Annotated in this window: 23 protein-coding genes; 13 read left to right on the top strand and 10 right to left on the bottom strand. The window is 29.1% G+C overall.

All coding sequences use genetic code 11. The annotated features are described in order from the left end of the window. Positions 1-25: 25 nt before the first annotated feature. The 7 genes from L8X30_RS01330 to mqnE form a co-directional block, all read right to left on the bottom strand. The gene (locus tag L8X30_RS01330) at positions 26-766 is read right to left on the bottom strand and encodes a Tfp pilus assembly protein FimT/FimU (protein ID WP_263678597.1); all 741 of its coding nucleotides are present in this window, start codon (positions 764-766) and stop codon (positions 26-28) included. Next, positions 763-1,920 (bottom strand): hypothetical protein, encoded by a 1,158-nt coding sequence (locus L8X30_RS01325; protein ID WP_263678596.1) that lies wholly within the window; start codon positions 1,918-1,920, stop codon positions 763-765. The genes L8X30_RS01330 and L8X30_RS01325 overlap by 4 nt, the downstream gene beginning before the upstream one ends. A 6-nt stretch (positions 1,921-1,926) precedes the next feature. Further along, positions 1,927-2,460: a hypothetical protein gene (locus L8X30_RS01320; RefSeq protein WP_263678595.1), complete on the bottom strand. Its 534-nt coding sequence runs from the start codon at positions 2,458-2,460 to the stop codon at positions 1,927-1,929. Between the two features lie 2 nt (positions 2,461-2,462). Beyond that, complete coding sequence (locus L8X30_RS01315; protein WP_263678594.1) at positions 2,463-4,862, bottom strand: molybdopterin guanine dinucleotide-containing S/N-oxide reductase; 2,400 nt, start codon at positions 4,860-4,862, stop codon at positions 2,463-2,465. 63 nt (positions 4,863-4,925) lie between these two features. Then, positions 4,926-5,366 carry a phosphoribosyltransferase gene (locus L8X30_RS01310; protein WP_263663846.1) on the bottom strand — a complete coding sequence of 147 codons (441 nt, stop codon included), beginning with the start codon at positions 5,364-5,366 and terminating at the stop codon, positions 4,926-4,928. A gap of 9 nt (positions 5,367-5,375) precedes the next feature. Continuing rightward, the gene (locus L8X30_RS01305) at positions 5,376-6,692 is read right to left on the bottom strand and encodes an NCS2 family permease (protein WP_263678593.1); all 1,317 of its coding nucleotides are present in this window, start codon (positions 6,690-6,692) and stop codon (positions 5,376-5,378) included. A gap of 8 nt (positions 6,693-6,700) precedes the next feature. Further along, positions 6,701-7,765 carry an aminofutalosine synthase MqnE gene (mqnE, locus tag L8X30_RS01300; protein ID WP_263678592.1) on the bottom strand — a complete coding sequence of 355 codons (1,065 nt, stop codon included), beginning with the start codon at positions 7,763-7,765 and terminating at the stop codon, positions 6,701-6,703. 115 nt (positions 7,766-7,880) lie between these two features. Between mqnE and L8X30_RS01295 the strand changes: the two genes are divergently transcribed. From L8X30_RS01295 to L8X30_RS01275, 5 genes are all read left to right on the top strand, one after another. Continuing rightward, positions 7,881-10,235 carry a nucleotidyltransferase gene (locus tag L8X30_RS01295; RefSeq protein ID WP_263678601.1) on the top strand — a complete coding sequence of 785 codons (2,355 nt, stop codon included), beginning with the start codon at positions 7,881-7,883 and terminating at the stop codon, positions 10,233-10,235. Positions 10,236-10,238: 3 nt separating this feature from the next. Beyond that, positions 10,239-12,038 (top strand): glutamine--fructose-6-phosphate transaminase (isomerizing), encoded by a 1,800-nt coding sequence (gene glmS, locus L8X30_RS01290; protein ID WP_263678591.1) that lies wholly within the window; start codon positions 10,239-10,241, stop codon positions 12,036-12,038. Positions 12,039-12,165: 127 nt separating this feature from the next. Further along, positions 12,166-13,557 (top strand): class II fumarate hydratase, encoded by a 1,392-nt coding sequence (gene fumC / locus L8X30_RS01285; RefSeq protein WP_263678590.1) that lies wholly within the window; start codon positions 12,166-12,168, stop codon positions 13,555-13,557. Between the two features lie 43 nt (positions 13,558-13,600). After that, on the top strand, positions 13,601-13,975 hold the full coding sequence (locus L8X30_RS01280; protein ID WP_263674815.1) for an HIT family protein: 375 nt from the start codon (positions 13,601-13,603) through the stop codon (positions 13,973-13,975). Positions 13,976-14,171: 196 nt separating this feature from the next. Further along, complete coding sequence (locus L8X30_RS01275; protein WP_263678589.1) at positions 14,172-15,494, top strand: hypothetical protein; 1,323 nt, start codon at positions 14,172-14,174, stop codon at positions 15,492-15,494. An 83-nt stretch (positions 15,495-15,577) separates the two neighbouring features. On the opposite strand, the gene L8X30_RS01270 is transcribed toward L8X30_RS01275, so the two are convergent. From L8X30_RS01270 to nadD, 3 genes are read right to left on the bottom strand one after another with little or no spacing between them, the layout of a single operon-like run. Then, entirely contained in the window at positions 15,578-17,953 is a 2,376-nt protein-coding gene (locus L8X30_RS01270) for a tetratricopeptide repeat protein (RefSeq protein WP_263678588.1), read from the bottom strand. A gap of 9 nt (positions 17,954-17,962) precedes the next feature. Further along, on the bottom strand, positions 17,963-18,292 hold the full coding sequence (gene rsfS / locus L8X30_RS01265; protein ID WP_257912880.1) for a ribosome silencing factor: 330 nt from the start codon (positions 18,290-18,292) through the stop codon (positions 17,963-17,965). Positions 18,293-18,305: 13 nt separating this feature from the next. Then, entirely contained in the window at positions 18,306-18,851 is a 546-nt protein-coding gene (gene nadD / locus L8X30_RS01260; protein WP_263678587.1) for a nicotinate (nicotinamide) nucleotide adenylyltransferase, read from the bottom strand. A gap of 59 nt (positions 18,852-18,910) precedes the next feature. On the opposite strand from nadD, the gene gap reads away from it, so the two are divergent. From gap to L8X30_RS01220, 8 genes are all read left to right on the top strand, one after another. Next, positions 18,911-19,906: a type I glyceraldehyde-3-phosphate dehydrogenase gene (gene gap / locus L8X30_RS01255; RefSeq protein ID WP_263678586.1), complete on the top strand. Its 996-nt coding sequence runs from the start codon at positions 18,911-18,913 to the stop codon at positions 19,904-19,906. 1 nt (position 19,907) lies between these two features. Then, a complete protein-coding gene (locus tag L8X30_RS01250) occupies positions 19,908-21,110 on the top strand; it encodes a phosphoglycerate kinase (RefSeq protein ID WP_263678585.1) in 1,203 nt (400 codons plus the stop codon). Then, positions 21,107-21,787, top strand: a complete 681-nt coding sequence (locus tag L8X30_RS01245) for a triose-phosphate isomerase (protein ID WP_263678584.1) — start codon at positions 21,107-21,109, stop codon at positions 21,785-21,787. The genes L8X30_RS01250 and L8X30_RS01245 overlap by 4 nt, the downstream gene beginning before the upstream one ends. 3 nt (positions 21,788-21,790) lie before the next feature. Continuing rightward, positions 21,791-23,425, top strand: coding sequence for a hydrogenase small subunit (locus L8X30_RS01240; protein ID WP_263678583.1), 1,635 nt, complete (start codon positions 21,791-21,793; stop codon positions 23,423-23,425). 127 nt (positions 23,426-23,552) lie between these two features. Beyond that, on the top strand, positions 23,553-24,098 hold the full coding sequence (locus tag L8X30_RS01235) for an ATP-binding protein (protein WP_263678582.1): 546 nt from the start codon (positions 23,553-23,555) through the stop codon (positions 24,096-24,098). Positions 24,099-24,111: 13 nt separating this feature from the next. Then, positions 24,112-24,804 (top strand): dUTP diphosphatase, encoded by a 693-nt coding sequence (locus L8X30_RS01230; RefSeq protein ID WP_263678581.1) that lies wholly within the window; start codon positions 24,112-24,114, stop codon positions 24,802-24,804. Then, entirely contained in the window at positions 24,801-25,511 is a 711-nt protein-coding gene (locus L8X30_RS01225) for an EI24 domain-containing protein (RefSeq protein ID WP_263678580.1), read from the top strand. The genes L8X30_RS01230 and L8X30_RS01225 overlap by 4 nt, the downstream gene beginning before the upstream one ends. Beyond that, on the top strand, positions 25,504-25,911 hold the full coding sequence (locus L8X30_RS01220; RefSeq protein WP_263678579.1) for a pyridoxamine 5'-phosphate oxidase family protein: 408 nt from the start codon (positions 25,504-25,506) through the stop codon (positions 25,909-25,911). The genes L8X30_RS01225 and L8X30_RS01220 overlap by 8 nt, the downstream gene beginning before the upstream one ends. Positions 25,912-26,045 lie beyond the last annotated feature (134 nt).

Here is a 26,045-nt window from a genome sequence, read left to right as displayed (position 1 = left end):
CAGGGTGATACAACATCAATATATCTTATAAGGCATGACAGTAGGTGTTTTTATTATTAAGTATAATATTTTGTGATTTATTTGAAGAAAATTTAGGGATATAGGCATAGCCACTAATGGGATTTATAATAATGCATATATGCTCATTTTGATTATTAGATAATCTTATAATGCAATCATTATTAAAAGAAGCAAGTTTATCATAAGCACGTGTAGCATTTTTTAAAGGCGTATATAAACGACCATAATCATCAAAAACTAAACGCGTACTTCCTTTACAAGCACCTTCAAATAAAACTTTAGATACACCATAAGTTTTTTCTATATTGTATTTTAAATTTGCTTTGAAATCATTTTGATTTATCACTCCACTTTGACCTGAGTTCATTAATATATCTGGATTGATAAGATCAACAGCTATTTCTCTGTCTTTATTGATCATATTTTTACCTATGTTTGCATTGCCATCGCCGTTTTTATCTAAAAAAATGGTATAGGTTTGTTCATTATTAGTGGCAGATTTTGAGCGTATAAAATACAGCTGCCATTTAGCCTTAAACCACTCTCGTTTAGCAATGTTAAATTCTTTAACTCTAAAATCATTTTGCATTAAAGCTAAATGTCTTGTGTATTTAATATCATTTAAAACTTGCTCAGCTCCCAAACGCAAATAATCAGGTTTATAATAAACATAAGCCATAGAAAATAATAAGGATAATATTATACAAACAAAAACTAGTTCTATTAAAGTAAAAGCTTGTTTCATTTTATAGAATAATATACTTTATGCTTACCTAAACTAACATAGATTTTACTAGCTTTTTTACTAGAATGAAGCTCTAGTTTACCCTTAGAAATACCATAAAATTTAAGTCTTAAGGCTAGTTCTTTATCTTGTGTAGCAATATGCGTGAGATTGTGTTGTTTTAAATTTAGAGCTAATTCTTTGGCTATATGATAATCATAGGCAAAATGTTTTTTGGGATCTTTTAATAAATAATAAAAACTTTGATTAAAAACAATACCAAGATAAAAAAATAATAAAAATATCAAAGAACATTCTATAAAAATTTTATGTTTTAGGCGTAATTGTGGCATTCTTGAGCGATAAGAAGACATTAAATAGCGAATCAACAAAGGCGTACAAACCACACAAAAAGGTAAAAAATCTTCTAAAAAAAGTCTTTGTCTTATAGAAAAAATTAAACAAAAAACAAAAGTACTTGCACTAATAAACCATAAAAGTGGCTTATCATCTTGTAAAAGAATTCTATAAACAACATAAAAAAAATAAAGAAAAATTAAAGGAGAAAAACAAGCTGCAAAAATACCCAAAGTATCCAAAAAATACCCCTTAGGTTTTCCACTTGCATCAAACCCATAAACACTCATTGCAATAGCAAATAAAATCAAAGAACATATAATAAGTAATTTATCTTTTTTATAAATAGCAAAAAAGAAAAAAGACAAGTATAAAATTACAAAATTTCCATCTGCAAAAAGAACTAAAACTAATAAAATATAAAATAAAAATATTTTCTTATATTCAAATAATGCTAAAATTAAAAGCGTAAAAAATATCACAATGCTTGATTCATTAATAAGCAAAGCACTAGCTACACTACCAGGGAGTAATATAAAAAGAACCACAGAAATAAAGGCATCAAAAGAAGTTTTGGTGTATTTTAAAGCTAAAATGTATAATAAAACACAGCTTAAAGAATGCAATAAAACAAAAGGTAGTCTTAACCCAAAGTCATTTTGACCAAAAAGAGTAGTGCCAAATCTAGCGATCATAGCAATTAAGCTATGATCATAAAAATAAATTTGTGCTTCATTGTAACTTATAGATAAAGTGCTTATGCCATACAATAAAGCACAAAAATCAAAAAATAAAACGGCTAACAAATACCTTTTCATTTTTGATTAGTCAAGTTTTACAGGTCCATTACTTGCATGAGATTGTAAAAATCTTAAAATTCTATCTTTTTCTGCATCAGTAATTTTTGCAAATCCTTGCATAGCAGATAAGTATGCATCCCATTCTTCCATTAAATGTTCTTTTGGTTTATGCGCTGCGTGACAACTTGTACAAGTATCATAATAAGTTAATTCTATCTCATCCCAAGCAAGAATTTCTTGATCGGTTAAATCTTTACTCTTAACTAAAAATTCCATTTCATTGTTTGCATTTTTAGCATTTAAAGTAAGTAAAAGATAAATTCCATCTTTAGTATAAGCAAGACTTTTTGGATTTGTCTCCACAACCTCGCCTTTAACTTTAATCAAAGAATATTCACCCTCTTCTTTTATAAGCTCTACTTTAGAGCCTTCATAAATTTGCCCTACCACTTTTTTACTAGCACTATCTAAAAGATCTACTTTTTCATTAAAAATAAACATATCTTTAGCAAATAAAGCACTAGCTAAAAAAGTCAATACTAATATAATCTTCTTCATTATTAAGCTCCTATGATTTCTGGTGGTGTAGTTGAGTTATAAGGCTTTATAACTTCTTTTAGCTTTTTAATGCCCACTAAACAAGTATTTACACTAGTTGCTTGCGCCATAGTTGAAGTTGGTCTTGAACTTGTTAAAACATTTACATGACCTGCATTGCATCTTGGCTTGCTATCGCTTACATCTTCAGGATCATACCAAGCACCCTCTTGGATACTAATAACCCCTTCCATAATATTATCTGTTACAAAAGCCCCTGCTAAAAGCGATCCGCGATCATTATATACTTCTACAACTTCTCCGTGTGTAATACCAAGTTTTTTAGCATCATTTGTATTAATCATCACAGGCTCTCTACCTTGAATTTTATACAAATCTCTCACCCAAGTATTATCAAGCTGAGAATGCACTCTATATCTTGGGTGCGGGCTTAACAAATGGAAAGGATATTTTTTAACTAATTTTTCATTACCTAACCACTCAGCTGGTTCAAACCAAGTTGGATGTGCTTTAAAGTCTTCCAAGTTATATTTTTCAAATTTTGATGAATAAATTTGAATTTTTCCACTTTCTGTTGCAAGTTTATTTGCCACAGGATCAGCTCTAAATTCGGAGTGTCTTACAAAGTTATAAGCTTCTTTTGGAGCTTCAAAATGAATAAATCCTTGTTTCCAAAAATCAGCAAATTCCATATAATAAGGACAATCACTTCTGCCATAAAAACCTTCAAGCCACTGCTCTTTTGTTTTATTTCCGGTGAATTTTTTATGCTCTCTTTCACCTATTCTTTTTGCTAATTCTTCAAAAATATCATAATCATTTCTACTTTCAAAATAAGGCTCAATTACTTTTTTCATAGCATAAACATAATCTTGAGAATAAGAACCACCAAAACTAATATCATCTCTTTCTAAAGTTGTAGTTGAAGGCAATACAATATCAGCCATTTTTGCCATAGGAGTCCACCAAGGTTCATGCACGATTAATGTATCAAGGGTTCTTAAAGCTTTAATAAGCTCATTTGTATCTGGATGATGACCCAATACAGAAGCACCTACTACATACATAAGTTTGATTTTTGGATAGGTAATTTCTTTACCTTTAAACTTAACTGTTTTGCCTGGATTTAATATTGCTTCTGAAATTCTACTTGCAGGGATATTAGTATCAAGATTATTTTTACCTTGCGGTAAACCTACTGGCAATCTTACACCTGAAAATGCTTGTCCTCCGCCTGAATAGTGCATTGAAAAACCAAATCCACCACCAGGTAGACCTACTTGACCTATCATAGAAGCTAAAACCATTAAAGTCCAATCAGCTTGTTCGCCATGGTGTGCTCTTTGCATAGCCCAGTTACCTGCTAAGAAAGTTCTATTTTTTACAAAAGTATCTGCTAATGTGGTAATAACTTTTTCTTCAACACCGGTAATATTTGCAGCCCAAGCTGGAGTTTTATCAATACCATCAGTTTTTCCAAGTAAATAAGGTAAGAATTTGTCAAAACCATCAGTGTATTTTTCAATAAATTTTTTATCATATTTTCCACTTTTATATAAATAATTCATCATACCAAGCATTAAAGCTACATCGGTATTTGGACGAATTTTAATCCACTGAGCATTTAAAATCTCTGCTGTTTGAGTGTATTGAGGATCAATACTAATAAATTTGATATTTGATTTGCTGTATTTTTTATAATACTCATCATTACCACGATTTGCAACTTTAAAGTCAATTTGATTACATTTATAAAGATCAGCTCCCCATAAAACATAAACTTGAGTATTTTCTAAGATAACTTCATGAGAAGTTTGTAAAGAATAAACTTCTAAATCCCCTACTATACTAGCATTAACTTTACCAGCAGCTCCATTACTATACTCTCCATCAGTGCCGATATGACCACCTAAAGCAGTGTTAAAAAATCTTCCTGCTACTGAGTTACAATTGTGCAATAAACCTACATGCCCCCAAGCACCATAACTTGCATTAAATAAATTTTCAATAGGAGTTTCTTTTAATTTTTGCAATACAAGCTCTAAAGCTTTTTCCCAGCTTACTCTTACAAAAGGTTCCTTACCTCTTAATTTAGGTCTTTTTTTACCTTCTAAAAAACTTTTTCTAACACAAGGATATTTTACCCTAGTATCTGAATAAGTTCTATCAATGATAGCATCAGTGATAATAGAAGGATGTTTGTCAGATTGTTGTGGTGTAACTTTTACAAGTTTTCCCTCTGAATTTACTTCAGCCCAAAAAGCACCAAAGTGAGTAGCGTGAGGAATTTTTTTAGTATCATAAAATTTAGTTCCCTCACTTGCAGCTATTAAAGGATTAACCGAAGCAATCGCTGAAGTAGCAGCAAGTCCTTTTAGAAATTTTCTTCTTGTTAAACTCATAAGACATCCTTTCTTAACAAAATAAAGTCAATATATATTATAGCATTTGTATTTGATTTAAAGCTAAATTTTAATACTCCAAAAAAAGTCAATCCACTCTTTAGCTTCTTTTATATAAAACTCAGGGATTAATAATGCTGAAGGTTTATAAAAAACACTTGCTACTTTGAGTTCTAAATGAGGATATTTTTCCATTAAAACTCTTTTGATTTCTATCATAGTTTCACCACTATCTATAATATCATCTACCAAAAGAATTTTTTTGTATGAACTAAGATCAGGGATATTAAAAATTTTAATCGTATCTAACTTTTGGGTATCTTCATAATGAATGGAATTTAAAGAAAATAAATTTCTATTACCCATACCTTCTGCTAAAAAATGACCCAAAGTCATACCACCTCTTGCAATGGCAAGTAATACATCAGGATTAAATTCTTCCTTAATTTTGCGCGTAAAAGGAATAATTTCTTTTTGAAATTCTTCATAAGCATAATAATACATAATCACTTCCTATAAAAATTGTAATAAAAATACTAATAACGAAATCGCACTTAATACAATAATACCAAGATTAATTTTATCAAATTCTTTTTGCATGATACGCATAAATAAATATGCAATAAATCCAAAAGCAAAACCTGTGGTGATAGAATAAGTTAGTGGCATCATGATGATAATAAAAAACGCACTTACTGCTATAGCTTTATCTTTAAAATTAATATTTGCAACTTCCATAAACATTAAAACACCAACAAGCACCAAAATAGGATAAATAGAATTTGCAGGAATGGCTTTAAATACTGGCAGTAAAAATAAAGTAAAAACAAAGCATATAGCGGTAACTAAAGCTGTAAGTCCTGTCCTACCTCCTGCTTCTACCCCTGCTGAGCTTTCCACAAAAGCAGTTACAGTAGAAGTTCCAACAACCGCCCCCATAGCCGAACTTGCCGCATCAGCGCCCAAGGTTTTACCTAATTTTTTCTCACCTTGCTTTGGATCATCAAATATTTTTCCTCTTGAGCCTACACCTGTGATTGTACCCACACTATCAAAAAGCTGAGTAACAAAAAAAGTAAGTACTATAGGAATCATACTAAGCTCTAAAGCTCCTTTAATATCAAGCTTACCAAATATAGCACTTAAACCATTATCTCCACTAATAACTGGTAAAGATAAAAGTTGCTCAGGAAATTTAGCTCCATCAATACCAAAAATCCAAGCACACAAAGCACTTACAAAAACAGCTAAAATAAACGCAGCTTTAATCCTCCAAGCCCAAAAAACAAAAACCAAAAACAAGCCAAACAATCCAAAAAGCACTTTAGTGCTTGAAAAATCGCCCAAACCTACTAAGGTTGCTTCGCTTTTGGTGATAATCCCCATTTGCACAAGTCCCATAAAGGCTATAAAGGTTCCAATACCTGCTGATATGGCTTTTCTTAAATCATTTGGTATGCTTTTTATCACCCAAATTCTAAAATTAGTAAAAGATAATAAAGTAAAAACAATACCCGATAAAAACACAGCTCCCAAAGCACTTTGCCAAGGAATTTGATAGGTATTACACACGCTAAAAGTAAAATACGCATTTAGCCCCATACCCACACTCATAGCCACAGGAGTATTAGAGAAAAAAGCACTAAAAGTAGTAGCTATAATAGTTACTAAAGCAGTTGCAACAATTAAAGCTTCTAGTGGCATACCTGAATTACTCATAATATTTGCATTAACTGGTATAATATAAATCATTGCTAAAAAAGTAGCAATACCTGCATAAATTTCAGTTTTTACATCACTATTATGTTCTTTAAGTTTAAAAAAATCCATTTTTATCCTTAATAAGTTTTTAATTCATTATACAAACTATCTCGTTCTATTGCTATATAGCCTGAGCTTTGAATCATTTCTATAAAAGTTTTTAAACTCAAGCCATTTGAACTTTTTGCCCCACCTGCACTTTGTATGCTTTCTTTTTCTATAGTACCATCTAAATCATTTGCACCAAAATCTTGAGCAACCATAGCTAAATTTATACCCATGGTTGCCCAATAAGCTTTAATATTTTTAATATTATCAAGCACTATCCTCGCAATAGCTAAGGTTTTTAAAATTTCTACTGAGCCAAGTGGTTTTTTACCTGTAATAAAACTATTATCTTGTTGCCAAACCAAAGGAATAAAAGCATTAAAACCACCGGTTTGATCTTGAAGATTTCTCAATCTTATCATATGATTAATTCTATTTTCTCTACTTTCTATATGCCCAAAAAGCATTGTGGCGTTACTTTGTCTGCCTTTTTCATGCCAAAGTTTATGAATTTTTAACCAATTTTCACTACTTACTTTACCATGACAAATTTTTTTTCTAACTTCCTCATCAAAAATTTCAGCCCCACCACCTGGCATAGAATCAACGCCGTATTCAAGCATTTTTTCTATCACTTCTTCATAGCTCATATTAAAAGCCCTGCTTAAAAAATCAATCTCAGCAGCAGTTAAGGCTTTAATATGTAAAAATGGATATTTTTCTTTAATCATTTTAAAAATTTCCAAATACCACTGCCATGAAGTGTTTTTATTATGTGCTGAAACGATATGAATTTCTTTTGTATCTCTTAAAACTGTTTCATCGACTATTTTCATTATCTCTTCGTGCGACATAATATAAGGATTAGGATTTTTCCTGTGTGCTGAAAAAGCACAAAATTTGCAAGTATCTGCACATATATTTGTAGGATTAATATGGCGATTGATATTAAAATAAACCTTTTTACCATGCAAATTAGTTCGAATTCTTTGTGCGTATTTGCCTAAAGTAAAAAGCTCTAAATCCCAAAGCTTGTTAGCTTCTTCTTCATTTAATCTTTCTTGATTTTCTAGTTTTTCTATAATTGTTTGCATATTCTTACCATTTTTTAAATTTAAATTATAATTATAATTTTAACTTACTTAAAATTTAATACAAAGTATTTTTGGTATGATACTGGTAAAATTAAATAAGGATTATTATCAAGTTATGGATATACAAAAAATTCAAAAATTAAAAAATTCTTTAAAAGATTATGAAGCTTATTGTTCTAGACTTTTTTTAAAACAAGGCTCGTTTAGTTTTTACCACTCTAAAGAAATTGATCGTTTTATAGAAGATGTTTACGAGCTTGTTTTGAGTGATTTTTTCGATGATTATTTTCCACATAATGATAAATTCCCTTTTTGTATTATCGCTATTAAACAATATGCTAAAATGAATTTAAGTATAAAAGAAAATGTTGATTTATTGCTTATTTATAAAGATATAAAAGCTTACAATATCAAGCCTTTAATGAAAGCATTTATTACTTCATTAAATGATATTAATTTAAATATCAATTATCAAATTTGTGAAATAAATGGACTTTATAATATAGCTAAAAACGAGCTAAAACAAAATATTTTACAATATCGTTATATTTGCGGATCTAAAATTTTATTCAAACAAATCAAAGAAAAAATTTCTCAAGCTCAAGATGAATTAAAAGAAGAATTTGCTTTAAAAATCTTGCAAGAATTTAACCCTTATCATCAACCTTTAATCAAGCAAGAATTTGATATTAATAAAAATTTTGGTGGTTTAGATGAGCAACTTGATATAGAAAATTTAAGTATATTATTTAAAGATTCTCCTAAAAATTATATGCTTAATTTTATCAACGAAAAAGAATTAAGCGAATTTAAACTTGCAAGTGATTTTTTATTTTCACTTAAATGTGCAATGAATCTTTTAGAAGGTAAAAACACTAATTTATTTTTAATACAAAATTCACAAGAACTTGCTAACTTAATGCAAAAAAAAGAAAAGAAAAATTTAGATCTTAAATCCATACTTATTCAAAAAGCCATGCAATGTATGCAAACTTGTGGAATTTATACGCAATTTTTAGCAAGGTGTATCCAAGAAAAACACTATAAAGATAATGAACTTTATGAAACACAAGATAGCTTTTTTACTTATTCTAACAAAAGTGAAAACCTAAACTTGATATTAAATCAACTTTTAAAATTAGATGATAAAGATTATAATTTTGATATCAAACTCATTTTTGCATTAAAAAGAGCAGAAAATAAAGATGAAAATTTAGAATTATTCAAGAAAATTTTAGAAAGAAAGCATTCTTTTGCTCTTTTAAAACTTCTTGCTGATGCTAATATTTTAAAAGATTTTTGCAAACCTCTTACTCAAAGCAAATTCTTGCTTGAAGAAGAAGGTGTTTATAGTGCATTAGATAGAGCATTACTTTGCTTAAAATACTTTGAAGAAAAAGATTATAGCTTTGATGAAAATACACTTTTAATAATAAAACTCACCATACTTTTAAGTGCTATTCATGAAGAAAATGAAATTTCTTTAGCAAATATTTACAGAGCTTATGTAGGAAAATTCCAAGTTGATAATGAGCTTTTAGATTTTGGCTTAAGATTATATAAAAATTTTAATGCTTTTAAAGACATTATAGAAAAAGAAGATATTTATAATTCTACTATTGTTTTAAATTTTATTTCCAAATTAAATGATATAAATACCTTAAAAACCTTACATCTTTTATCTTTTTGCAATGCTAAAGCTTTGGGTATAGAAAATCATTTTTATTATAAAAGTTTAGAAAGATTATTTCAAAATGCATTAGAAGGTTTTGAGGATGAGAATTTAATTGATGAGAGCCAAAGAAGAGTAAAAAAAGAACAAACCCTAAAAAGAAGTAAGGCTTTTTTAGATCTTGATGAACAAACTCAAAATAATATTACTCATATTAAATCCAATTTATTTTTTATAAAAAATAGTTTTGAAAAAATCATTAAAATAACGCAAATTACACAAAAAGAAAATTTTACTTTTTGGCTTGATAATCAAGATAATTTTACCCTAGAGCTTATAATGAATAGAAAAAACAATCTTGAAAATATACTCAATACTTTAAGTTCTTTGAATTTAATCTTTATGAGCTTCTTTGAATTATTTGATGAAAAAGTTTATTTGAAATTTGAATATTCAGATATAGTAAGCGATACTCAAAAACAAAGTTTAGAAAATTTACTAAATTCTAAATTACATTTAAAAGTACAAAAAAAGGCAAAAAAACCAAACATTAAAAAAGATGAATTAAAATTAGATATGAATTATTCCAAAAGCTATGCCAAAATAACCTTAAACACAAAAGATCAAAAAGGTTTAATGGCTTATGTGATGGATGTGCTTGCAAGATATGATATTATCTTAAGCGCAGCAAAAATTCAAACCATAAAAGAAAGAACGCGAAATGTTTTGATTTTGCATAAAAATGAAAGCTTGCAAGATCATAAAGATCAAATTCTTAAATCACTAATAAGCGAGTAAAAGATGTGTGGAATAGTAGGATATATAGGGACCAAAGAAAAGAAAAAAATCATATTAGAAGGCTTAAAAGAGCTTGAGTATAGAGGTTATGATAGCGCTGGCATAGCAGTAATGAAAGATGGAGAGTTAGACTTTTTTAAAGCGGTTGGAAAATTAGAAAATTTAGCTAATAAAACTGCTAATTTTAATAGTGATGGCTTTGGACTTGCTATAGGCCATACGCGTTGGGCAACTCATGGAAAACCAACTGAAATAAATGCTCATCCACATTTAGGACAATACTCTTGCGTAATACATAATGGAATCATAGAAAATTACCAAGAATTAAAAACAAAACTCACACAAGAAGGTGTTAATTTTCTAAGTCAAACTGACACTGAAGTTATTGTACATTTATTTGAATACTATGCAAGCAATTTACAACCATTTGAAGCTTTTAAAAAAACTATAGCTGAACTAAAAGGTGCTTTTGCAATCTTGCTTGTAAGTAAAAAAGATCCGAATACAATTTATTTTACCAAAAATGCAGTACCACTCATCATCGGAAAAAATGGCGATGAAAATGAATATTATTTTGCATCAAGTGATGCACCTTTAGTTTCTTTAGTGGATAAAGTAGCTTACCTTGAAGATGGAGATTATGGATATGTAAATTTAAACGAATGCAAAATTTGCCATGATCAAGCTTGCATACAACCTACTTTTGTAGCTTTAAGTCAAGATAAAAGTTATGCCCAAAAAGATGGTTATAGATTTTTCATGGAAAAAGAAATTTATGAGCAAAGTAGAGTTTTAGGCGAAGTTTTAATGGGACGCTTACAAGGTGAGCAGATTGTTTTTGAAGATATAGATGAAGCGCTTTTGCAAAACATAGATGAAATCACACTTTGTGCTTGTGGCACAAGCTATCATGCAGCATTAAGCGGGGCTTATTTGCTTGAAAGACTTGCAAAGATTAAAACTAAAGTTGAAGTAGCAAGTGAATTTAGATACAGAGAAGCCATTATAGGCAAAAATACTCTTTTTATAGTAATCTCTCAAAGCGGTGAAACAGCTGATACACTTGAAGCTTTAAAAATAGCAAAAGCACAAGGAGTTAAAACTTTAGCAATATGTAATGTCGATAATTCTAATATCGTGCGTTTGGCTGATATATCATTACTTACTAGAGCGGGCATTGAAAAAGGTGTGGCTTCAACTAAAGCTTTTGCTACTCAAGTAGCAACTTTATGGATGCTTGCAATCTATCTTGCACAAAAAGCAAATTTAGATATGAGTAAAGAAATCAAGGCTCTAAGAAGCTTGCCAAGTATAGTTAAAGTTGAACAAAACTTGCATGAAAAAGTACATAGAATTTCAAAAAGATACCTACATGGTCATGGCTTTTTCTTTATAGGAAGAGATGTATTTTATCCATTAGCTTTAGAAGGGGCTTTAAAATTAAAAGAAATTTCATACTTACACGCTGAAGGATATCCAGCAGGTGAAATGAAACATGGACCTATTGCTCTAGCAGATAGTGAGCTTTTTACCGTTGCACTAATGCCGCAAAATTGTCTTTATGAAAAAACCAAATCAAATGTAGAAGAATTAGCCGCAAGGGATTCTACCTTGCTTGCTATTTCTCCGCTTGATTTTGATTTAAGTGATGATTTTATAAGAACTTCAAAACAAGAACACTATATGTGTGAATTTTTTGAAATGATGGTGATTTTACAGCTTCTTGCTTTAGAAGTTTCTATAAGACTTGGCAATGATGTGGATATGCCAAGAAATCTAGCAAAAAGCGTTACTGTAGAATAATATTTTGTGTAGTTTTGAAAAAACTACACTTTTTTAAAAAATTTTATAAATGCTTCTTAAATTATAAGCAAACTTTAGGGTTTATTTGGTTTAAATATCATATCTTATTTTATTACAAGGAAAAGCCATGGAATATAGAATCGAACACGATACTATGGGAGAGATTAAAGTTCCTAATGATAAATATTGGGGTGCGCAAACTGAAAGAAGTTTTGAAAATTTTAAAATTGGTTGTGAAAAAATGCCAAAAGTTTTAATTTATGCTTTTGCAAATCTTAAAAAATCTTTGGCTTTAGTTAATAACAAACTTGGCAAATTAGATGATGCTAAAAAAGATGCTATTGTGCAAGCTTGCGATGAGATTGTAGCAGGAAAATTTGATGATAACTTCCCACTAGCAATATGGCAAACAGGTTCAGGCACTCAAAGTAATATGAATATGAATGAAGTTATAGCAAATCGTGCCACTGAAATTATGGGTGGAGATTTTAGAAAAGAAAAACTTGTTCATCCAAATGATCATGTAAATATGAGCCAAAGCTCAAATGATACCTTTCCAACTGCTATGAGTATAGTTTCAGTAGAGCAAGTAGAAAAAAAACTTATCCCTGCTTTAGATGAGCTTATTGCGACTTTTGAAAAGAAAGTAAAAGAATTTGAAGGGATTATTAAAATAGGAAGAACTCACCTTCAAGATGCTACACCACTTACCCTAGCTCAAGAATTTAGTGGATACCTTTCTATGTTACTTCACTCAAAAGAGCAAATCATCGCTTCTTTACCTACATTAAGAGAGCTTGCAATAGGCGGGACAGCTGTTGGCACAGGATTAAATGCTCATCCAGAACTTAGTGAAAAAGTAAGCGAAGAATTAAGCAAGCTAATAGGTACTAAATTTATTTCAAGTCCAAATAAATTCCATGCACTAACAAGCCATGATGCAATTAATTTTACCCATGGAGCTATGAAAGGTTTAGCTGCAAATTTAATGAAAATAGCAAATGATATTAGATGGCTAGCAAGTGGTCCTAGATGTGGTCTTGGAGAGTTAAACATACCTGAGAATGAACCAGGAAGTTCTATCATGCCAGGCAAGGTTAATCCTACTCAGTGTGAAGCCTTAACTATGGTTGCAGTACAAGTTATGGGAAATGATGCAGCTATTGGTTTTGCAGCAAGCCAAGGAAATTTCGAGCTTAATGTTTTTAAACCTGTGATTATTTATAACTTCTTGCAAAGCCTTGATTTATTAGCTGATGCTATGCATTCATTTAATATCCACTGTGCTGTTGGTATAGAGCCAAATAAAGAAAAAATAGATCATAATTTACATAATTCTTTAATGCTAGTAACCGCATTAAATCCACACATTGGTTATGAAAATGCAGCTAAAGTAGCAAAAAATGCCCATAAAAAAGGCATTTCTTTAAAAGAAAGTGCTATGGAGTTTGGCTTGGTAAGTGAAGAAGACTTTGCTAAATTTGTAGATCCTACAAAAATGATAGGACCAAAAAAATAATCAAAAGACTAGGAATAATCCTAGTCTTTTCTTAAGGGTTAGTATGATTTATGAAAATGATTATTTATTTATAGAAAAAGAAAATTCTCAAATTCCTTGGGTGAAAATTTTTACTAAAGAAAATTACAGAGAATTAAGTGATTGCCCAGCCTTTTTGCAAAATATGCTTTTTCAATATGTTTTAGCTTGTGAATTAAGCCTTAGAGAGTACTATAACCCAGAAAAAATCAACATAGCTTCCTTTGCAAACTATGTACCAAGAGTGCATTTTCATGTTATGGCACGTTTTAAAGAAGATGGGTTTTTTCCTGAATGCATGTGGGGAAAACAGCAAAGAGAAATTAAGGATTTAAATTTACCTGACTTTGAAGGATTTATATCAATTTTACTTAACAAAATAAAAAATATTCATGTTTAAAAAATTTATTAATTCTAGCTATATAGCTTTATTGAATCATCCACTTGGAGTTATTTTTTATTTATGTTTTTGGTTTTTTGTAGCATTTTTTTATGATTCATACCAAACTAGTATTTTTTTACTTTTAACCCTATTTATAATTTTTTGTGAAACATTCACTGAATCAAAAAGCAATTTAATACAAAATTATAAAAGTTTGAAAAATTTATGGGTTGGATTTTTTGGGCTAATTTTTTATATATTTTTAAATTTTATTTTTAAAGATGGTATAGAAAATTATTTAATATTTTTTACTAATAATTCTTTGTATATTTCTTTAATAACAGCTCTTATAGCTTTAGTATGTGCAAGAAAATTATATGATTTTAATTATTTTCATCATTTTTTAGCTGTCCTTTTTTTTAGTGTAAGTTTTTGGTTTATTTTTGGTGTATTTTTAGCTATATTTTATAGTTCGTTTAATTTTTTATTTGATATTTCTTCAAGTAAACTAAATTCTCATGTTCTATCATTATGGATTTTTAGTGCTGGAATTTTTTCTTTATTTTTACTTGGCAATTTTACTTCATACAATTTTCATAAAATTTTTGTTTTTATACTAAATATTTTTAGTATTTTATATATAATCATGCTTTTTACCTATGGTTTAGGAGCATTATTTAATCTTTTAGAAAATCTTAGTATAGTTCATTTATGTCTTTGGTTTGGTAGTTTTTTATTAATTAATCTTTGGATAAATTTATCTTTTTATAAAATCAAAAAATCATTACTTTATGCCTTTTTTATTGTAGTACTATCACTAAATATTTTCGTATTTTATGCTATTATAATTAGAATTACACAATATGGCTTTACGCCAGAACGCTTAGCAGTATTAGCTTTAAATTTATGGCTTTTGATTGCAAATTATCTAAGCGTATTTAAACAAAAAATAGCATTAAAATTTTCTTTTTATCTACTTGCGCTTATGGCGCTATTTTTAGGATTTTTTGCAAATTACATAAGTTTTTCTTCACAAAAATATCAATTGCAAAAATTAGAAATCTCTATACATTCTTTAGATCTTGACTATATTCAAAGCAAGCAATACTACAATCAAATTAAAAATATCAAAAATACCTTACATAGTCTTGATAAAAATTATAACAACAATTATAGTTTTGATGATTTTTTAAAAACTTATAATTTAACTCATTTAAAACCACAAAAAATAAAATTTCATAACATGTCTAAAAAATTTCATCCAAAATACTCCAAATTAAAAGAAAATTACGATGAAGTATTATTTGATTTTGTTACTAATTCAAGCGACTTTAAATATTTTATGAAGATTGATGATAATACCTTATATTTTTTACTTCAGGAAAAAGAACTTTTAAAGCTTGAAAATTTTGACAAAATCTTAAAAAATTATCAGAAAAATTCGCAATTAAGCTACAAACTTAACAATAACTCATCTTTGATTTTTATCCCTTTGGAGTTTAACATTAATATAAAAGGTCAAATAACTTTTTTTTAAAACTCATATTTTCATTAAAAACACCAAATAGACTTTATTTATGTAAATTTTCAAATCTGCACAAATAATAAATCACACAAAGCTTAATTCCAAATTTGCCACCATTTTTTATTTTGCTGTTTTAATTTTTGCATTAAAATATTTTGATTTTTTAATGCAAATTCATTTTCTTCATCAAGCTTTAATAATTCTTTGGTACACTCTAAAGCTTGCTCGTATTCTTTTAGCTCTTCTAAACACTGAATTTTTCCCACCAAAGCATCGGTATTTTCTTTTGTTATCTTTAAGCAATCTTCATAACATTGCAATGCATCATGAAAATCACCTAAATTTCTTAAACACTCTGCCTTATAATAATGTGTCCAATTTTGACTTTCATCTAAATTTAAAGCCATATTAAGATATTTTATAGCTTCTTTAAAATCTTGCGAATACACTTTAACCGCACCCATAAAATGATAACACTCATATGATTTTGGCTCAAGCTCACTTGCTTTTTTTGCCGCTTCAAAGCTTTCATCATATTTTCCTAAAAAGCTTAAAATTTGTGCTTTTTCTATCCAATACTCCCCAATATCATCAATTATTTTTAAGCATTCATTGATATCTTTTAAAGCTTCATTATATTTTTCAAGATTTCTTTTACATTTTGCTCTATGAAAATACGACTCATCATCTTCTTCATTACTTAAAATCGCACTATCGTAGCATTTTATCGCTTCTTCAAACATATAAAGATCTTCATAACAAAGTCCCTTATAATACTTTGCTCCATTATGGTTTTTATCAATTTTTAAAGCCTTATTTAAATCTTCTATAGCTTCTTCTTCTAAGCTTAAATTATATTTAGCAATTCCTCGCCAAAAATAAAGTTTAAAATTATTTTTATCCACCTTATGCGCTGCATTACAATAAGCTATTAATTCTTCATAAGATTCAAGTTCTTTTGCACAATATGCTCTTTCAAACAATACATCTTTTAAATCAATATAATCTTTATATGTTTTTATAAGCTCATTGTATTCATCCATAGCTTCTTGAAATCTTTCAAGCTTGCTTTTAATCCAAGCTCTTTGAGAAAGAGAATTAACATAATCTTGAGTATTATTTTGCTTTTTATAATATTTAACAGCTAATTCACTATCTTCTAAAGCTTCCTCATATTTTTCAAGATCAGATTTTAAATAAGCCCTGTTAAAAAACACATCAGGATATTCTTTTTGATATTTCAAAGCTTTTTCATAACTTATCAAAGCTTCATCATATTTGTCTATCTCATATAAGCTATTACCTAAATGATAAAAACCATAAGGAACTGCTTGTTCAAGTTCTGCCAATTCTGATGGAGTAAAATCATGCTTTCTTGCTCTTTCTTGATAATATTTAGCTGCTAAATCAAAATCTTCTATAGCCTCTTCAATCATTTTTAGGTTAATTTTAGTATTACCCCTATTAATATATGCTTGAGCGTATTCTTCATAAAGCTCAATTGTTTTATCATAATATTTCAAAGCTTGTTCATAATCTTTTAAATCATACAAAACTCTAGCTAATGCAAAACATGAATATTGTAAATTTTCATCTAATTCAATTGATTTTTTAAAAGCATCTATTGATAATTCTATCTTTTCTAAATCTTTATAAATATGCCCCAAAATCAAATATGCCATTGCGTTTTCATTGTCTAATTCAATAGATTTTAAACAATCTTGCAAAGCTCCTTCTAAATCATCAACTTTACGTTTATTATTAGCCCTTTTATAATACGCATCAGCAAAACTCTCATCTTGCTCAATCATCTTAGTAAAAAATTCTATAGCTTTTTGATAATCTTCCAAATTCTCACAAGCTACACCTTGATAATAAAAAATCTGAGAGGATTCAAATCCTAAATCTTGAGACTTTTTAAAATCAATCAAAGCCTGTTTTGGATCAACACTAAGCAAAGTAATGGCTCTAGTATAATAAGCCATATAATATTCTGGAGCCAAATCAATACAAGTTTGCAAATCTTTTAAAGCTTTTGTGTGCTCATCTAAAAGTATATAAACTCTAGCCCTATTAAAATATGCTAAATAATATGCATTATCTAGCGCTATAGTTTTATTAAAAGCCAAAAGTGCTTCTTGTAATAAATCTAATTTAAAATTACATAGACCCAAAAGATTAAATAAAAATACATTACTAGGATCAAATTCTACAGCTATGGTTGCATCTTTAAGTGCTTCTTGAAATTTCAAACAATTAAATCTACAAAGCGCTCTATTATGGTAAGCTTCTAAAAGCAAACGATGTTTGTCCTCATCATCTATAAAAATCATTTTACCATCTTGAGCAAGCGCAACCTCGCCTTTGCAAAAAGCTATAAGTTCACTTAAAACCTCATCGCATTTTTCAAATTCTGAATTTTCAAAATATTCTTTAGCTAAATCTGATAATTCAGTGATTAGATTATCCAAATCTTAATCCTAGTTTTGATTTTCTTTATTTAGACTTTTTAAAAATTCTTCTATATTATATTTTGCTCTATAAGTTTCACTCATTAAGTGAATCAAAATATCACCTAAATCAAGTACAGTCCATTCTTCACTACTTTCTATATTTAAAAACTCTTCACCCTTGCTTTTAAGATTAGTTTTTAAATCATCAATCAAAGAAAGCGCATGTCTTTCTCCCATAGTAGTAGCAATCACTACAAATTTAACAAAATAATCCCTATCTTGCATATCAAAAGTTTCTATTAAATCTGCTTTTTTATCATCTAAAATCTGTACTATATTATTAATTCTTTCTTGCATTGTTTTCCTTTTGTTAAATATTTTTAAATTTAGAATAATAAAGCTTAACTTCTTCTTTGATTTGCTCACAAACTTGCGATGTTTGCAAGGTTTCTCTTATAAAAGAAGAAGAGATATTTACTTTAGTATCTAAAGTTTTAAAATGTTTTGGTATAAAAATACCATCTCTTTTAGCTACAACAAATTCTACCAAATTTTGCAATCTTTCAAATTCATGCCATTTTTCAAGACTTTGTAAATGATCAGCTCCCAAAATAAGATAAAATTTAGAAATTTCATATTGCTTATGCAAAAAATCAACACTTTCTATACTAGGCACAGGCCTTTGTTTTTTTATTTCAAAATCACAAATTTCAACTTTTTCCAAACCTCCCCAAATCATCTCACACCATTTTAAGCGTCTTTGCTCATTTGCGGTAAATTCTTGCTTAAAGGGGCTAATAAAAGTTGGCATAATAATGAGTTTATCAAGCTCTAAATTTGCTAGTGCATTAAAGACTATAGCATTATGCCCTAAATGGGGTGGATCAAAACTGCCACCAAAAAGTGCGATTTTCATTAAAATTTAACCTTTTTTTAGTAGAATTTTACCTACTTAATCATAAAAAGGAAATGAAAATGGCTGTAAAAGTTGCAATAAATGGTTTTGGACGCATTGGAAGATGTGTTGCAAGAATTATTATGAAGCGCGATGATATCGAACTTGTAGCGATTAATGATACTACTGATATAGAGCTTACTAAATATCTTTTTAAATATGACACCGTTCATGGGGTATACGATGGTAGTGTTGAAAATGATGGTGATGATTTAATAATTGATAATAAAAAAATAAAAGTTTTAAAAAGCAGAAATGTAGCGGATTTAGACTTTGCAAAATATGGTGCACAAATTGTTTTAGAGTGTACTGGTGCACACTTAACTATGGAAAAATGTCAAGGATTTTTAGATCATGGGGTGCAAAAAGTTATCATGAGTGCACCTGCAAAAGATAAAACTCCAACTTATGTTTTAGGGGTAAATGCTCACGAATATAAAGGCGAAAACATCATCTCAAATGCAAGTTGTACTACTAACTGCTTGGGTCCAATTTGTAGAGTTTTGCAAGATAATTTTGGCATAGAAAAAGGTTTAATGACAACCATTCATGCATATACAAACGGACAAAGCATTATTGATGCAAAAGCAAGAGATAAAAGAAGATCACGCGCTGCTGCGCAAAATATCATTCCTACCTCAACTGGTGCAGCAAAAGCTATGAAGCTTGTTATGCCTGAACTTGATGGAAAATTACACGGTCAAAGTATGCGTGTACCTGTAGCTGATGTATCAACTGTGGATTTAACTGCAACTTTAAAGAAAAAAGTAAGTAAAGAAGAAATCAATGAAGCCTTTAGAAAAGCAGCTGCTAGCAATTTAAAAGGTATATTATTAGTAGATGATGAAGAAAGAGTTTCAAGTGATTTTATAACTTGCTCTTATGGTGCGATTGTAGCAAGCGATTTAACTCAAGTAATTTGTGATGATTTTGTTAAAGTGGTTGCTTGGTATGATAATGAATGGGGATATTCTTCTCGTTTGGTAGATATGGCAGTATTTGCAGCAAAGGCTTAAGATGAGTAGTATTTTATCGATTAAAGATATTGATCTTGCAAAGAAAAAAGTGTTTATTAGATGTGATTTTAATGTTCCTCAAGATGAGTTTTTAAATATCACTGATGATCGTCGTATTCGCTCGGCTATCCCTACTATAAGATATTGTTTAGATAATGGCTGTGCAGTTATTTTAGCTTCACATTTAGGACGCCCCAAAGAAATAGCTTCAAAATACTCTTTAGAGCCAGTTGCAAAAAGACTTGCACGCTTAATGTCTAAAGAAGTCATTATGGCTAAAGATGTTATAGGTGAAGATGCAAAGAAAAAAGCTAGCGAATTAAAATCAAGTGAAATTTTGCTTTTAGAAAATTTACGTTTTGAAAAGGGTGAAACTAAGAATGATGAAAACTTAGCCAAAGAACTTGCTTCTATGGCTGATGTTTATATTAATGATGCTTTTGGGGTTTGCCATAGAGCCCATGCTAGTGTTGAAGCTATTACAAAATACTTTGATAATACAAACAAAGGTGCGGGATTTTTACTCCAAAAAGAAATAGAATTTGCAAGCAATCTTATCAAGCACCCTGCGCGTCCTTTTGTAGCTGTAGTAGGTGGTTCTAAAGTAAGTGGGAAATTGCAAGCTTTGACTAACTTACTTCCAAAAGTAGATAAGCTCATCATAGGTGGAGGTATGGCCTTTACTTTCTTAAAAGCTCAAGGTTATGATATAGGAAATTCTCTCTTAGAAGAAGATTTAATTGAAGAAGCAAATAAAATCTTGCTCAAAGGTAAAAATCTAGGGGTGAAAATTTATCTTCCTGTGGATGTTACAGCAGCACAAACTTGCTCTCAAGAAGCAGTAATGAAATACACTCCTGTGCAAGAAATTCCTGCGGGTTGGATGGGGCTTGATATAGGTCCTGCTAGTGTAAGGTTGTTTAAAGAAGCACTTTCTGATGCTCAAACTATATGGTGGAATGGACCTATGGGGGTTTTTGAAATCGATAAATTCTCAAAAGGCAGTATTAAAATGAGCCATTATATTAGCGAATCTCATGCAACAACTGTAATAGGTGGTGGTGATACTGCTGATGTTGTAGCAAGAGCAGGTGATGCTGATGAGATGACTTTCATTTCAACCGGTGGTGGAGCGTCATTAGAGCTTATAGAAGGAAAAGAACTTCCTGGTGTAAAACCTTTGACTATAAAGGATAATGAATGATTTTTGCAGCAAATTTAAAGTGTAATCATACAAGATCAAGCTTTGAACTTTACGCTCAAAAATTAAACCAAAACTTAAACAAAGAAGATGAAATTTTCATCTTCCCTCCTAGTATAGCTTTCTTAAAAGACAATTTTTCATTTCAACAAGGCGCGCAAAATTTCTACCCTTGCGAAAATGGAGCATATACTGGAGAAATAGGTAAAATTCACTTAGAAGAATTTAATATCAAAAGCGTTTTAATAGGCCATTCTGAAAGAAGAGCTTTAAAGGAAGATGAAAGCTTTTTAAAGGCTAAATTTGACTTTACAAAAAATCTTGATTTTAATATCATTTATTGCATAGGCGAAAGCTTAGAAACTAAAAAAGCTAACAAAAGCTTGGATTTTTTAAAAAAACAAATTGAAAATATTGATCTATCTTATAAAAAACTTATCATAGCTTATGAGCCTATTTATTCTATAGGTACAGGAGTTAGTGCTAATCTTGATGATATTAACACCATACTTAATTTTTTAAGAGAATTTACTAATGCTAAGCTTTTATATGGCGGAAGTGTTAATCAAAGCAATATTAAAGAAATTTGCGCTTTAAAAAATTGCGATGGAGTATTGATAGGTTCAGCTGCATTAAATGCAAATGATTTTTTAAATATGATACAAATAGCTAAAGGTTAAAAAATGTCTTTGGACAATGAAGAATTAAAAAGCATATTAGAGCATAAAATCGCTCTATTAGAAAACTCTCGCAAAGAAGAAAAAAATATCTCATTAGAGGCTGTAAATTCTATCATTAAAATTTTAGGTTTACCAAATGAATTTAGCCCTTTGGCGCATAGATATTTTCAACTTCACACCCCACCTAGTCTCATATGGCTTCATTTAAGTGAATGCACAGGGTGTAGCGAGAGCTTACTTAGAACTTCATTGCCAGATTTTTTGGATTTAATTTTTGATTTTATTTCCTTAGAGTATCATGAAACCTTTATGAGTGCTAGCGGACATCAAGCAGAATCACATTTAGAGGAAGTTTTAGAAAAAAAAGATTTTCTTTTAGCTGTTGAAGGTGGAGTTTGTGCTATAGATCCTTTTTATCTAACCATAGGAGCACATGGTGAAAATGGATATGAAATTTTACAAAAATGTGCTAAAAATGCTAAAACAATCTTTGCTATGGGAACTTGCTCAAGCTATGGAGGAATTCAAGCTGCACATCCAAATCCTACCAAAAGCATAGGAATTTCTAAAGTCTTAGAAGAAAAAGTAATCAATATACCAGGTTGTCCCCCAAGTGATGTAAATATCATCGCAGCACTTTGTTTTTATATATTATTTGAGCAAGATATGGCTTTAGATGAGCAAAATAGACCTTTAGCCTTTTATGGTAAATGCTTGCATGATTTATGCGAAAGAAAAGCTAAATTTGAAGCAGGAAATTTTGCTCAAAGTTTTGATGATGAAAATATAAAACAAGGTTATTGTCTTTTTAAAGTAGGTTGCAAAGGACCTTATGCTTATAATAATTGTCCTAAGGTTAAATTTAACTCCAAAACCTCTTGGCCGGTAGCTGCAGGACATGGATGCATTGCTTGTAGTGAAGAAAATTTTTGGGATGATTTTGGTTTTTATGAAAAACCTATGAGTAATGAATTTGCTTATAATGATTTTTCTATTTTATTAGATGATAAAATAGTCCATAATAGTTCCATCAATGAGCTTAATTCAAATAATATTTTACTAGATTTAGAAAGTGACACTAGTGGGATTTTTTATCAAAATGATACAAAGATTAATTTTTTAGATTTTAGTTTTGAAGCTAATCCTAAAGTTTTCTTAAATAATTTTGCAAAAACCAAAATGGCTATGACTTTAGTGCAAAATTACCAAGAGCATTTTAAAACATATTATGATTTTATACAAGAAAATTACGATGATAAAAGCAAAACTAGTAATAATATCTTAGACTTATTTTATTTTATATATCCATTTATTAGTGGAAAAAAATTAAACCATTTAGATGAGTTTTTAGATCTTGCTTTAGCTTATAAGTTTAAACATCCTAGCAAATTTGATTTTAAAATCACAATTAATGAACAAGCAAAACTTGATGTTTCTAAATCAATGCGCATGCCTTTAATTTATATTCTAGGTGGCTTAGATAAAGAAGGCATTGCTTTTGGATTGATTTTTTCTTTAAAAGAACATTTAAAACAAGCTCTAAAAGCATGCAAAAAGACACATAACAAAGAGCAAATTTTAATATGTGCAAAAAACGAAAAATTATTAAAATTATTTTGGGATTTAACGAGCATTTAAAGACTTAATGCTAAAATATTTATCTCCCTAAATATTTGAAATTTGCAAAGTGCAAAAACTTTGCAAATTTATTCAAGATTTGGTTATTTTGACGATATAACCTTATCTTTATTTGAAAGGAAAAGCTATGCAAATTTCTAGCTACAATTCTCAAAATTTTTCTATGGATATTAAAACAAAAAATGGCAATCGTCTTTCTTTTTCTATGTATGATAAAAAAGAAGCAAAATTAGATAAAGATGGAAATTCAGCATCTTTGAGTTTAAGAAATCAATTTGGTTTTTCATTTTCATATAGTGGAACTAAACTTTCACAAGAAGAAATTGAAGAAATAAAAGAAGCAGTAGCCAAAGTACAACCTCAAATCGATGAATTTATGAAAAACTCAAGAGTTGGAACCTTAAAGCCAAAAGAGCTTATTACCACTGCAATGAAAATTGGCGATGCCTTACCTGAACCAAAAAATGAAGAACATAAAAAGGCTACTTTACATGAGTTATTTAACACCATGGATAAGAGTTTAAACAAAGAAATGAATAAAACTGATCTTGAAGATATTAAAAAACAAATTTTCCAAGATAGCACTAAATTATTAGAAGAAATTTGGGAGCAATATAACAAGCAAAAAGAAGAAAAAGAAGAAGACAATAAAGAATTTGGATTTTATGCTTAAAAAAGGAAATAACATGGAAGTAAAAGATATTTTAAAAAGCATGCTAGAACTCCAGCAAAAACTAAATGATGATACCAATGGTATAGGATGGGAAAATGGCTATACGAAAGAAGGTAAATTGATTAGTTTTAGAAGATGTATTTATATGGAGTGTGCTGAGCTTATTGATTCTTTTGCTTGGAAACATTGGAAAAACATACACACTCCTGCAAACTGGGACAATGTGCGTATTGAAATAGTGGATATATGGCATTTTATTTTAAGTTTGATTTTAGAAGAATACAAAGAAAAACAAATAGATGATAAAAATTTCATAGCAGAGGAAGTTTCTTCTGTAACTTTTTTTGATGACTTTTGCAAAGAAACTTCCAATCCAAATGAAGCAGATATCTATGGAATTTTAAATGATATTGAGCTTATTATCCACAAATGCAGTGGTTTTGATTATGATTTAGGTGAACTCTTGAGTGCATATTTTGTTTTAGCTAGAAAATGTGGTTTAAATTTCTTTGAGCTTTATAAAACCTATATTGGAAAAAATATATTAAATCAATTCAGACAAGAAAACGGCTACAAAGAAGGCACTTATAAAAAAACTTGGAATGGTACAGAAGATAACGAAGTTTTAAATCAAATTTTAAAAGAAACACTAGATTATAAAGAAATCTATCAAAAACTTCAAGATGCTTATAAGCAAATTAAATGAATATACTATACCTAAGCTTGCAAGATTTTCTTAGCAAGCCTTTTTTAAAATTCTCAACTTTGCCTTTTTTAATCAGCCTGGTTATTTTTGCCCTGCTAGTGTATTATAGTTATGATGTATTTTTTTCTTATATTGAAGATGTAGTCAGTGGCTCTTTTATGGCTTGGTTTTTTAGTTTTTCTATAGTGCAATTTTCACTTGCATTTTTAAGCGCCATAGGTGGATTTTTCATAGTGATATTTGTCTCTGTATTTTTTACTATGCTTATAATTTCTTTTTTAACTCCTTATATTGTGAAAAAAATCAACCAAAAATACTATAACCATTTCATACAAAGAGAAGTAAATTCTTTAGAAATTTTACTTAAAACATTCAAATTTTTACTCATCTCATGCGTATTATTTGTAGTAGCTACTTTCTTGTTAATTATACCTTTTGTTAGCATTGTGATTTATTATGGAGTATTTTATTATTTATTTCACAAACTTTTATTACTAGATGTATTAAGCAATGTCTTAGATAAAAACAATTTTGATGATTTTTATAAAAATTCATCACCATTATACTTTAAAATTATCACTTTAGTCTTTTTTGCTTTATCAAGCATACCTTTGCTTGGTTTATTTTTACAAGTATTTTATGTAATCTTCTTAACTCACTTAAGTTATCAAAAAATTTTAAAACTTAAAGCCAATAACAATGGATGAAAGAATTAAAAAATTTATCCATTCACAAAAACTTTTAAATTTAAGTATGCTTGATGAGGATGGTGGAGTATATTGCGTAAGCTGTTATTATGCTTTTGATGATAAAAATTTAGCTTTAATTTTTGCTAGTGAAGAACATACTAAACATATTCAACTTGCCTATAAATCCCCTAAAGTAGCAGTTAATATAGCGCTAGATACAGATGTTATTAATCTTATTAAAGGAGTGCAAATCAAAGCTCTTTTTCAAAAAGCCACCAAAGAGCAAGAAAGAATATACTATAAAAAATTTCCCTTTGCAAAACTTGCACAAGCTTGTATTTTCGCTTTAAATATACAATGGGCAAAATACACTGATAATAAAATTTTACTTTCCAAAAAATTAGAATTTTCTCTTTAAAATACTTTTAAGATATATTGTATTTTTAATAAAACCTAATATTATTTATAAATTTTTAAATATTTTTTTAATAAAATCATATAATTTACCATAGTAGTAAAACTTTAAATTTTTAACTTTTCAAGGAGAAAAAA

It is taken from the genome of Campylobacter sp. CNRCH_2015_0338h, from assembly GCF_025772785.1.
Lineage (GTDB): Bacteria > Campylobacterota > Campylobacteria > Campylobacterales > Campylobacteraceae > Campylobacter_D.
This window is presented reverse-complemented; position numbering and strand designations above follow the sequence as displayed.

Bases quoted from the DNA above. Each gene is read 5' to 3' on its own strand.
- L8X30_RS01330 (WP_263678597.1), bottom strand. From the start codon at position 766: ATGAAACAAGCTTTTACTTTAATAGAACTAGTTTTTGTTTGTATAATA.
- L8X30_RS01325 (WP_263678596.1), bottom strand. From the start codon at position 1,920: ATGAAAAGGTATTTGTTAGCCGTTTTATTTTTTGATTTTTGTGCTTTA.
- L8X30_RS01320 (WP_263678595.1), bottom strand. From the start codon at position 2,460: ATGAAGAAGATTATATTAGTATTGACTTTTTTAGCTAGTGCTTTATTT.
- L8X30_RS01315 (WP_263678594.1), bottom strand. From the start codon at position 4,862: ATGAGTTTAACAAGAAGAAAATTTCTAAAAGGACTTGCTGCTACTTCA.
- L8X30_RS01310 (WP_263663846.1), bottom strand. From the start codon at position 5,366: ATGTATTATTATGCTTATGAAGAATTTCAAAAAGAAATTATTCCTTTT.
- L8X30_RS01305 (WP_263678593.1), bottom strand. From the start codon at position 6,692: ATGGATTTTTTTAAACTTAAAGAACATAATAGTGATGTAAAAACTGAA.
- mqnE (WP_263678592.1), bottom strand. From the start codon at position 7,765: ATGCAAACAATTATAGAAAAACTAGAAAATCAAGAAAGATTAAATGAA.
- L8X30_RS01295 (WP_263678601.1), top strand. From the start codon at position 7,881: ATGGATATACAAAAAATTCAAAAATTAAAAAATTCTTTAAAAGATTAT.
- glmS (WP_263678591.1), top strand. From the start codon at position 10,239: ATGTGTGGAATAGTAGGATATATAGGGACCAAAGAAAAGAAAAAAATC.
- fumC (WP_263678590.1), top strand. From the start codon at position 12,166: ATGGAATATAGAATCGAACACGATACTATGGGAGAGATTAAAGTTCCT.
- L8X30_RS01280 (WP_263674815.1), top strand. From the start codon at position 13,601: ATGATTTATGAAAATGATTATTTATTTATAGAAAAAGAAAATTCTCAA.
- rsfS (WP_257912880.1), bottom strand. From the start codon at position 18,292: ATGCAAGAAAGAATTAATAATATAGTACAGATTTTAGATGATAAAAAA.
- nadD (WP_263678587.1), bottom strand. From the start codon at position 18,851: ATGAAAATCGCACTTTTTGGTGGCAGTTTTGATCCACCCCATTTAGGG.
- gap (WP_263678586.1), top strand. From the start codon at position 18,911: ATGGCTGTAAAAGTTGCAATAAATGGTTTTGGACGCATTGGAAGATGT.
- L8X30_RS01250 (WP_263678585.1), top strand. From the start codon at position 19,908: ATGAGTAGTATTTTATCGATTAAAGATATTGATCTTGCAAAGAAAAAA.
- L8X30_RS01245 (WP_263678584.1), top strand. From the start codon at position 21,107: ATGATTTTTGCAGCAAATTTAAAGTGTAATCATACAAGATCAAGCTTT.
- L8X30_RS01240 (WP_263678583.1), top strand. From the start codon at position 21,791: ATGTCTTTGGACAATGAAGAATTAAAAAGCATATTAGAGCATAAAATC.
- L8X30_RS01235 (WP_263678582.1), top strand. From the start codon at position 23,553: ATGCAAATTTCTAGCTACAATTCTCAAAATTTTTCTATGGATATTAAA.
- L8X30_RS01230 (WP_263678581.1), top strand. From the start codon at position 24,112: ATGGAAGTAAAAGATATTTTAAAAAGCATGCTAGAACTCCAGCAAAAA.
- L8X30_RS01225 (WP_263678580.1), top strand. From the start codon at position 24,801: ATGAATATACTATACCTAAGCTTGCAAGATTTTCTTAGCAAGCCTTTT.
- L8X30_RS01220 (WP_263678579.1), top strand. From the start codon at position 25,504: ATGGATGAAAGAATTAAAAAATTTATCCATTCACAAAAACTTTTAAAT.